Source organism: Phenylobacterium sp. (genome assembly GCF_031425575.1).
Classification (GTDB): Bacteria; Pseudomonadota; Alphaproteobacteria; order Caulobacterales; family Caulobacteraceae; genus Phenylobacterium.
The window spans coordinates 1-8,017 of sequence record NZ_JANPJP010000299.1; the positions used below are offsets into that span (position 1 = coordinate 1).

Here is an 8,017-nt window from a genome sequence, read left to right on the forward strand (position 1 = left end):
GTGGCGCCGGTGAAGGCGAAACAGACCGCGATCTCGCGCGGGCCCCAGCCGAAGCGGGCCTGGGACCAGAGGCCGAACTGGCTCTCGATGCCGGTGAAGGCGAAGCCCACCAGGAAGGTCAGCAGCATCATGCGCCCGATCACCGGATGGCTGACCGCCTCGCCGATGGCCGACCAGCGGCTGGGGCGATGGCTGATGCCCTCCTCGCGGACCCGGCTTTCCTTGATGAAGAACATGATGGCGACGACGCAGAGCGCCGCCAGGCCCGAGGCGATGAATAGCGGAATGCGGAAGCCGGCCGGGCCCATGCCGGTGTGGGCGAAGAAGCCCCCCACCGCCGGGCCGATGATCAGGCCCACATTCCAGGCCGCGCCCTGATAGCTCATCTGCCGGGCGCGCTTTTCCGGCGGCGTGACGTCGGCGATATAGCCCTGGACCACAGCGCCGTTACCGGCCGCGAGGCCACCTACCAGGCGGATGGCGAAGGCCGCCCAGATGTTCGGGGCGAAGGCGAGCGCCAGGTAGCAGAGGCAGTTGCCGATGATGGTGGAGATCAGCAGCGGCTTGCGGCCGTACTTGTCCGACAGGCGCCCCCACAGGGGTTCGCCGAAAAAGGCTCCCACCGAATAGGCGCCGAAGATCGCTCCGATCTGCCAGGGCTCGGCGTCGAAGGAGTCGGCATAGAAGGGCAACAACGGGACGATGATCCCGAAGCCCAGCATGTTGATGAAGATAACGGCGATCAGCGACGCCGCAGCAAAACGCGGCGCCGGGGCCTTATACGGCTCGGATTCAGACATAATAGTCCGGTGTTAGGCTGCCCCGGTGGGGGCGTAAAGACCCAGCGTGAGGCTGGGTTGTCGCAGTTCACCCAGGACCAAGAAAAAGCGGCCGCCCCTGGGGGACGGCCGCTCAAATCGTACCGGTCGCCGGAGCCTAGCGGGGGGCCAGGATCATGATCATCTGGCGGCCTTCCATGCGGGGCTCGTACTCGACCTTCGCCACCGGCTCGAAGTCGGCCTTCACCTGCTGGAGCAGCTTCATGCCAAGTTCGGGGTGAGCGAGTTCGCGGCCACGGAAGCGCAGGGTGACCTTCACCTTGTCGCCTTCTTCGAAGAAGCGATGCATGGAGCGCGCTTTGACTTCGTAGTCGTGGATGTCGATGTTGGGACGGAGTTTGATCTCCTTGATCTCCACCACCTTCTGACGCTTGCGCGCCTCGTTCTTCTTCTTCTGCTCCTGGAACTTGAACTTGCCGTAGTCCAGGATCTTGCAGACGGGCGGATCAGCATTCGGCACGATCTCGACCAGGTCGAGGCCAGCTTCTTCAGCGGCCTCCAGAGCGGAGGAGGTCGGCATCACGCCCTGCTTCTCACCGTGCTGATCGATGAGCAGAACTTTTGGGACGCGGATGTCGTCATTGATGCGCGGTCCGTCTTTGACGGGCGGCGCCTGCATGGGGCGGCGAATAGGCTTTTGCTCCGTGAGCTATTTCAAGGCGAACGCACCGGCCACGCAAAGCGCTCCGGGGTCGTGCGGACAGTATATGACCTTGCGGACCCCCGCGATCAAGCGCCGCCGGGGGCCGGGGCCAAAGCATTCGCCGCCTGTGCGACGCTCGCCACAGCCAGATCGCCCAGATTGTCGGCCTGCAGGACCGCGACATGGCCGCGTGGGGCCGACAGGTTGGGGTCCGAAGCCCGCGAGAACAGGACGATGGTCGGCGCCCCCGTCGCGGCGGCCAGGTGCAGCGGCCCGGTGTCGTTTCCCACCACCAGGGCGGCCTTGGCGCCCAGGATGGCGATCCGGGCGAAGTCGGTGCGGCCGGTGAGGTCGCGGGCCTTGCCCACATAGCGCTGGATCTGCCGGGCCTCGGCGCTCTCCTGGGGGCCGCCCAGGATGACGATGTCGAAGCCGCGCTCGTAGAGGATCTTGCCCAGCTCGCCGTAGCGGTCGACGGGCCAGCGCTTGTCCAGGCGGTGGGCCGAGCCGCCGGGGATGAACAGAACGTAGGGGCGGGGCATGACGCCGCCGGCCACGGGGCGTTCCTGCGGCGCCTTGCGCAGCACCCAGGAGAGATCCGGCGGCGGGGCGCTGCCCGGCTCGGTGGGGGCGTCGGGATAGATGCCGGCATATTTCAGCTGGTCGGCCTGGCGCTCCAGGGTGTGCATGGAATTGCGATGCGGGTTCTTGTGCGGCAGGGCGCAGCCCAGCGCGATCCCCGACCATTCCGGCGGGAAGGGCCGCAGCATCTGGAAGATGCGGTTGGACGCCGCCGAGGTCTGAAGGTCGTAGACCCGGTCGTAGCGGGCCTTCTTGATCCGGCCGCGCAGGGCCAGCCATTCGCCGGGGCCGTTGGGCTTGCCGTCGGTCTCCACAGCGTTGAAGTAGGGTGAGCTCTTGGCCAGGCCCTCGAACTGGGGCGTGGTCAGCAGGGTGATGTGGGCGCGCTTGTGCGCCTCGCGGATCTTCTTCATCGCCGCCAGGGCCAGGACGAAGTCGCCCAGGGCCGACAGCTTGATCACCAGGATCTTCTTGATCTCACGCGCCATGGGCTCTGGCCTCCAGCACGCGTTCATAGGCTCCCAAGGTGGCCGCGCACATGGCCTCGGCGGAATAGAGCTGGCGGGCGCGGGCCGAGGCCAGCTCTCCCATCCTGCGAAGTTCGACCGGCCCGGCCTCGATGGCGTGGGTCATGGCGGCGGCCCAGGCCGGGGCGTCGCCGGGGCGGACCAGCCAACCGGTCTTGCCGTCCAGCACGGTCTCGGTGGCGCCGCCATGGCTTGAGGCGATCACCGGGCGGCCCATGGCCTGGGGCTCCACGGCGGTGCGGCCGAAGGACTCCGGAACGGTGGTGGGCAGGATGGCGAGGTCACAGACCAGGCAGGCGGCCGGCATGTCGTCGCAATGTCCCACCAGCTTGATCTCCGCGCTCAGCCCCTGGTCGCGGATCGAGGCTTCCAGCTCCTCGCGGTAGTCGGTGCGGCCCTGGTCGTCGCCGGCGAAGATGATCAGGAAGTTGGACTGGCCGGCCGCCTTCATGCGGGCGGCGGCCTCGATGATGGTGGGGTGGCCCTTGATGCGGGTCAGGCGGCCGCCCAGCAGGATCTTCACCCGATTGTCCGTGGGCGCGATGCCCCAGGCCTCGCGCAGGGCGGCGATCCGCTCGCGGGTCACCCAGGCGGGGTTGAAGCGATCCAGGTCGACGCCGCGCGGGATGGTGACGATCTTCTCGGCCGGAAGCGAATGCTCTGCGAGGACGTGGTCGCGGGTATAGTCGGAATTGGCGATCACCAGGTCGCCGCGGGTCATCACCGCATTGTACCAGCGCTTCAGCTTGGTCCTGGCGTTGTAGATGCCGTGATAGGTGGCGACGAAGGGCGTTCCCGTCGCCTGGGCGGCCCACAGGGCCGAGAAGGCCGGGGCGCGGCTGCGGGCGTGGACCAGGCTGACCTTCTCCTTGCGGATCAGGTCCACCAGGCGCGCGGCGTTGCCCAGCATCACCAGGGGGTTCTTTGACTGGACGGGCATCTGGGCGAGACGGCCGCCGTCAGCCTCCAGGCGCGCGGTCATGCGCCCGCCGCGGGTGGCCACCAGGGCCTTGCCGCCGGCGCGCACGACGGCATTGGCCACATCGATGGTGGTCTGTTCGGCGCCGCCCGTCTCAAGCTCGGGAACGACCTGCAGCAATGTGAAGTTGGGAGGCAGTGGCACGGCCATCTGCATAACGCACTGCGGCGCCGCGTAAAGCCCGACGCACGCTGACGGGCCCCCTCGCACGGGCTATTGATCACCGATGAGCGAAGAGACGGGTTTCCTGACGCGGCCGGACGGCGAGCGGGTGGCGTGGCGCAAGGTGGCGGGCGCGGGCCCCACCGTGGTCTGGCTGGGAGGCTTCCGCTCCGACATGGCCGGGACCAAGGCGGAGGCCATCGCGCAGTGGGCGCAGGGGTCCGGCCGAGCCTATGTGCGCTTCGACTATTTCGGCCACGGCGAGTCCAGCGGCGACTTCGCCCAGGGGACCATCACCCGCTGGCGAGAGGACGCCCTGGCGGTTCTCGACGACCTGACCGAGGGGCCGTTGGTCCTGGTGGGATCCTCCATGGGCGGTTGGATCAGCTGCCTGGCCGCCGCGGTGCGGGCTGAGCGGCTCAAGGCCATGGTGCTGATCGCGCCCGCGCCCGACTTCACCGCGAAGCTGATGGCGCCGGAGATCGACGCGGCGGGCCGCGAGGCCCTGGCCCGTGACGGCGTCTGGATGCGGCCCAGCGACTATGGCGATCCCTATCCCATCACCGCCAACCTGCTGGAGGACGGCGCCCGCTGGTCGATCCTCCCGGGGCCCGTGCCCATTACCGCGCCGGTGCGCATCCTGCAGGGCGGGGCCGATCCCGACGTGCCCTGGCGCCATGCCCTGGAACTGGCCCAGGCGCTGAACAGCGACGATGTCGTCTTCAGCCTAATCAAGGATGGCGACCATCGGCTGTCACGGCCGCAGGACCTGGCGCGCCTGCTGGCCGCCCTGGATGAGGTCTGTCCGGATTGAGAACCGGCCTGTCCGGACAGGACTTCGGTCGCCTAGCAAGCCCAAGCGGTTCAGACCGGGGCCATGACCAGCCAGCACGCTCCCAAGACCGCCGCCGCCGAGTTCATCGAGATCGCCAAGACGGTGGTCGCCGCCCTGCTGATCGCCCTGGTGCTGCGGGTCATCTTCTTCCAGCCGTTCACGATCCCGTCGGAGTCCATGCAGCCCGCCCTGCTGAAGGGCGACTACATCATCGTCTCGAAATACGACTATGGCTGGAGCGCCCACTCCATCCCGTTCAGCCCGCCGCTGTTCCACGGGCGGATCCTGGAAAAGGCCCCGCAACGCGGCGACGTGGTGGTCTTTCACCTGCCTCGCGACAAGAGCATCACCTACATCAAGCGGCTGATCGGCCTGCCCGGCGACCGCGTCCGGGTGGTGGGCGGCCAGGTCTTCGTCAATGGCAAGGCCATCCCGCGCCGGCCGTTGGGCGTGACCGAGGACCCGGGCGCTCCCGGGGTGCGGGTGATGCAGCACGCCGAGCCCAAACCGAACGGCCGCAGCTACGTGACCCTTGACCGCGAGCCTGGCCATCTCGGCGATGACACCGAGGTCTTCGTGGTGCCGCAGGGCCACTACTTCATGATGGGCGACAACCGCGACAACTCCCTGGACAGCCGCTGGCCGCAGGAGATCGGGGTCGGCTACGTTCCGGCCGAAAACCTGGTGGGCAAGGCGCGCTTCATCATGCTGTCGTGGAAAGGCGGGGCCTCGATCTTCAAGCCCTGGACCTGGGTGATGCGGTTCGACGCGAGCCGCGCCTTCCACCGCCTGGACTAGCGGGCGTCGTACTCGGCGCGGCTGAGGGCGCCGTCATGGTCGGCGTCGAGGCGATCGAACGGGGCGTGGCTCAGGCTGGGCCGGGCGAGCGAGGGCAGGGCGGCCGCGCCCACCGCCGCGGCGATGGCGGCGCCGACGATCAGGCGCAGGCGCTTGCGCGCGGGCCTCGCCTTGGCGGGCGCCTCCAGCTGTTGATCGATGAAGGCGCGCACAGCCTCGCTGGCCGAGCGGCCGTCGGCGCGGCAACGGGCCATGAAGGCTTCCTTGGTGGGATAGGGAATCCGGATCTCCAGGGATTCGCTTTTCTTCAGTCGTCCTGGCTCGGTCATGGTTTGGTCTCAGAAGCTGTCGCGACGCCAGCCAAGCCTATGTCGCGCCCCTGTGACAGGAAAAAGGTGTCCGGACAGTTCTGAGGGGCGGTTCAGCCGCCGGCCGCCAGGATCGCGGCCAAGCCTTCGCGGTAGGTCGGGTGGCGCGGCAGCCAGCCCAGCTCGGCCTTGGCGAGGGCGTTGGAGACCCGCTTGGTCTCGGCATAGAAGCGCCGCGCAGAGGGCGCCAGGGCCTCGAGGTCGAGGGTTTGCTCCGGCGGCGGCTCCATCGCGAGAAGCCTCGCGGCGTGCGCAACCACCTGGCTATTGGGAGCCGGCTCGTCGTCGCACAGATTGTAGATTCCGCCGGCGCGGGGTCGGGCGATGGAGGCCTCCAGGCCTGCGGCCAGGTCATCGACATGGATTCGGCTGAACACCTGGCCGGGGGCTGACACGCGGCGCGCGCGGCCCTCCCGCAGACGGTCAAAGGCTGAACGGCCGGGGCCGTAGATGCCGGGCAGGCGGTGGATGGTGACGGTCAGGCCCATGCCCCGGCCCACCTCCAACCAGTCGCGCTCTGCGCCGACCCGGCGCGCGCCCTCGGTGGACTGAGCGGCCAGCCGACTGTCCTCGAACACCCAGCCGCCTTGTCGGTCGCCATAGACCCCGGTGGTGGAGAGATAGCCGATCCAGTCGGGAAAGGCGCCGGCCCGCGCCATGGGCCGCACCAGTGCCGGCAGGGCCGGGCAGCCCTGGTCGGTGGGCGGGGCGGTGATCAGGATGGCCTGGGCCGACCCCATCTGGGCGGCGATGGCGTCGGCGTCGGCCACAGGAACCGGCTCGATCCCCTCGGCGGCCAGGCGCGCGGACCCGCCCTGGTCGCGGAAGGTCGCCGCCACGGTCCAGCCTTGCGGCATGAGGCGTTTCGCCAAGGCGCGGGCGGAAAAGCCGTAACCGAAGACGAAGAGGCGCAAGGCTCAGGTCTCCTAGAGCAGGGCCTGGATGGCGGCCCGAGCCGCATCGGCGAACTCAGGGCGGCGCAGGGCGAAGGCCACATTGGCCCGCAACAGGCCGATCTTGTCGCCGCAGTCGTAGGTCACCCCCTCATACTCCAGGGCGTGGAAGGTCTGGGTCTTCATCAGCTGCACCATGCCGTCGGTGAGCTGGATCTCGCCGCCGGCGCCCTTGCCCTGGCGCTCGAGCAGCTCGAAGATCTCCGGCTGCAGGATGTAGCGGCCCGAGATGAAAAGGTTCGAGGGCTCGGTTCCCGGGGCGGGTTTCTCCACCATGGCGGTCATGCGGTTCAGCCGACCGTCCTGGCCGTCGAGGGCCACGATGCCGTACTTGTGGGCCTCGCCGTCGGGGCAGGGCTCCACGGCGATGATGTTGCCGCCGACCTTTTCGTAGGACGCCACCGCCTGGGCCAGGGCCGGGACCTCGGCGGCCATCAGCATGTCGGGCAGCATGACGGCGAAGGGCTCGTCGCCGATGATATGGCGGGCGCACCAGACGGCGTGGCCCAGGCCCAGGGGCGCCATCTGGCGCACGAAGCTCATGCCGCCGGGGCGGGGCAGGTCGGCGCGGACCTCAGCCAGGATGTCGGTCTTGCCCTTGGCTTCCAGGGCGCCTTCGATCTCGGGATTGGAGTCGAAATAGTCCTCGATGGCGCCCTGGCCGCGGCCGGTGACGAAGACGATGTGCTCGATCCCCGCGGCGCGCGCTTCCTCCACCACATAGGAGAGGATCGGGCGGTCGAAGATGTTCAGCATGTTCTTCGGCGTGGTCTTGGCGCCGGGAAGCACCCGGGTCCCCAGACCCGCCACGGGAAGCACAGCCTTGCGCACAGGTTTCGTCATGCAGTCCTCCGTTGGCCTTTGCCTAGAGGACCCAACGCACGAAATCCATTCCCGCCTTATGACGAGGCGCGCGAACCCTTCGGTCGCCCGCCCATTACTCGACCGTGACCGACTTGGCCAGGTTGCGAGGCTGGTCGACGTCGGCGCCCTTCTGGACGGCCACGTGGTAGGCCAGCAGCTGGATGGGGGCGGAAAACACCAGGGGCGCCACCAGGGGGTCGCAGGTGGGGACGACGATCACCTTCACCCCGGCGGGCGCGTTTTCGGCGCCCTGGGCGTCCGTGAACAGGATGATCGGCCCGCCGCGCGCCATCACCTCGCTCATGTTGGACATGGTCTTTTCGTAAAGCGCGTCGCTGGGGGCGATGACGATCACCGGGGTGGCCTCGTCGATCAGGGCGATGGGGCCGTGCTTCAGCTCGCCGGCGGCATAGCCCTCGGCATGGATGTAGCTGATCTCCTTGAGCTTCAGCGCGCCTTCCAGGGCC

At 68.5% G+C, this 8,017-nt stretch carries 10 protein-coding genes; 2 read left to right on the forward strand and 8 right to left on the reverse strand.

Going from position 1 to position 8,017, the window contains the following annotated elements; genetic code table 11:
• The 4 genes from RMO97_RS16730 to RMO97_RS16745 form a co-directional block, all read right to left on the reverse strand.
• On the reverse strand, positions 1-800 hold an 800-nt coding region (locus RMO97_RS16730), incomplete at its 3' end, for an MFS transporter (protein ID WP_310542159.1).
• Positions 801-936: 136 nt separating this feature from the next.
• Entirely contained in the window at positions 937-1,458 is a 522-nt protein-coding gene (infC, locus tag RMO97_RS16735) for a translation initiation factor IF-3 (protein WP_215342444.1), read from the reverse strand.
• A gap of 110 nt (positions 1,459-1,568) precedes the next feature.
• Positions 1,569-2,552 (reverse strand): glycosyltransferase family 9 protein, encoded by a 984-nt coding sequence (locus RMO97_RS16740; protein ID WP_310542160.1) that lies wholly within the window; start codon positions 2,550-2,552, stop codon positions 1,569-1,571.
• Positions 2,542-3,714, reverse strand: coding sequence for a glycosyltransferase family 4 protein (locus RMO97_RS16745; protein ID WP_409035331.1), 1,173 nt, complete (start codon positions 3,712-3,714; stop codon positions 2,542-2,544). Before RMO97_RS16745 ends, RMO97_RS16740 begins: the two co-directional genes overlap by 11 nt.
• 82 nt (positions 3,715-3,796) lie before the next feature.
• Here RMO97_RS16745 and RMO97_RS16750 point away from each other — a divergent pair, with 82 nt between their 5' ends.
• Positions 3,797-4,546, forward strand: coding sequence for an alpha/beta hydrolase (locus tag RMO97_RS16750; protein ID WP_310542162.1), 750 nt, complete (start codon positions 3,797-3,799; stop codon positions 4,544-4,546).
• Between the two features lie 63 nt (positions 4,547-4,609).
• Positions 4,610-5,365: a signal peptidase I gene (gene lepB / locus RMO97_RS16755; protein WP_310542163.1), complete on the forward strand. Its 756-nt coding sequence runs from the start codon at positions 4,610-4,612 to the stop codon at positions 5,363-5,365.
• On the opposite strand, the gene RMO97_RS16760 is transcribed toward lepB, so the two are convergent.
• The 4 genes from RMO97_RS16760 to RMO97_RS16775 form a co-directional block, all read right to left on the reverse strand.
• Positions 5,362-5,694 (reverse strand): hypothetical protein, encoded by a 333-nt coding sequence (locus RMO97_RS16760; RefSeq protein WP_310542164.1) that lies wholly within the window; start codon positions 5,692-5,694, stop codon positions 5,362-5,364. The genes lepB and RMO97_RS16760 overlap by 4 nt on opposite strands.
• A gap of 92 nt (positions 5,695-5,786) precedes the next feature.
• On the reverse strand, positions 5,787-6,647 hold the full coding sequence (locus RMO97_RS16765) for an SDR family oxidoreductase (RefSeq protein ID WP_310542165.1): 861 nt from the start codon (positions 6,645-6,647) through the stop codon (positions 5,787-5,789).
• A gap of 12 nt (positions 6,648-6,659) precedes the next feature.
• Positions 6,660-7,529: a UTP--glucose-1-phosphate uridylyltransferase gene (locus RMO97_RS16770; protein ID WP_310542166.1), complete on the reverse strand. Its 870-nt coding sequence runs from the start codon at positions 7,527-7,529 to the stop codon at positions 6,660-6,662.
• A gap of 94 nt (positions 7,530-7,623) precedes the next feature.
• A partial coding sequence (locus tag RMO97_RS16775; protein WP_310542167.1) for an SIS domain-containing protein occupies positions 7,624-8,017 on the reverse strand: 394 nt, incomplete at its 5' end.

Bases quoted from the DNA above. Each gene is read 5' to 3' on its own strand.
- infC (WP_215342444.1), bottom strand. From the start codon at position 1,458: ATGCAGGCGCCGCCCGTCAAAGACGGACCGCGCATCAATGACGACATC.
- RMO97_RS16740 (WP_310542160.1), bottom strand. From the start codon at position 2,552: ATGGCGCGTGAGATCAAGAAGATCCTGGTGATCAAGCTGTCGGCCCTG.
- RMO97_RS16750 (WP_310542162.1), top strand. From the start codon at position 3,797: ATGAGCGAAGAGACGGGTTTCCTGACGCGGCCGGACGGCGAGCGGGTG.
- lepB (WP_310542163.1), top strand. From the start codon at position 4,610: ATGACCAGCCAGCACGCTCCCAAGACCGCCGCCGCCGAGTTCATCGAG.
- RMO97_RS16760 (WP_310542164.1), bottom strand. From the start codon at position 5,694: ATGACCGAGCCAGGACGACTGAAGAAAAGCGAATCCCTGGAGATCCGG.
- RMO97_RS16770 (WP_310542166.1), bottom strand. From the start codon at position 7,529: ATGACGAAACCTGTGCGCAAGGCTGTGCTTCCCGTGGCGGGTCTGGGG.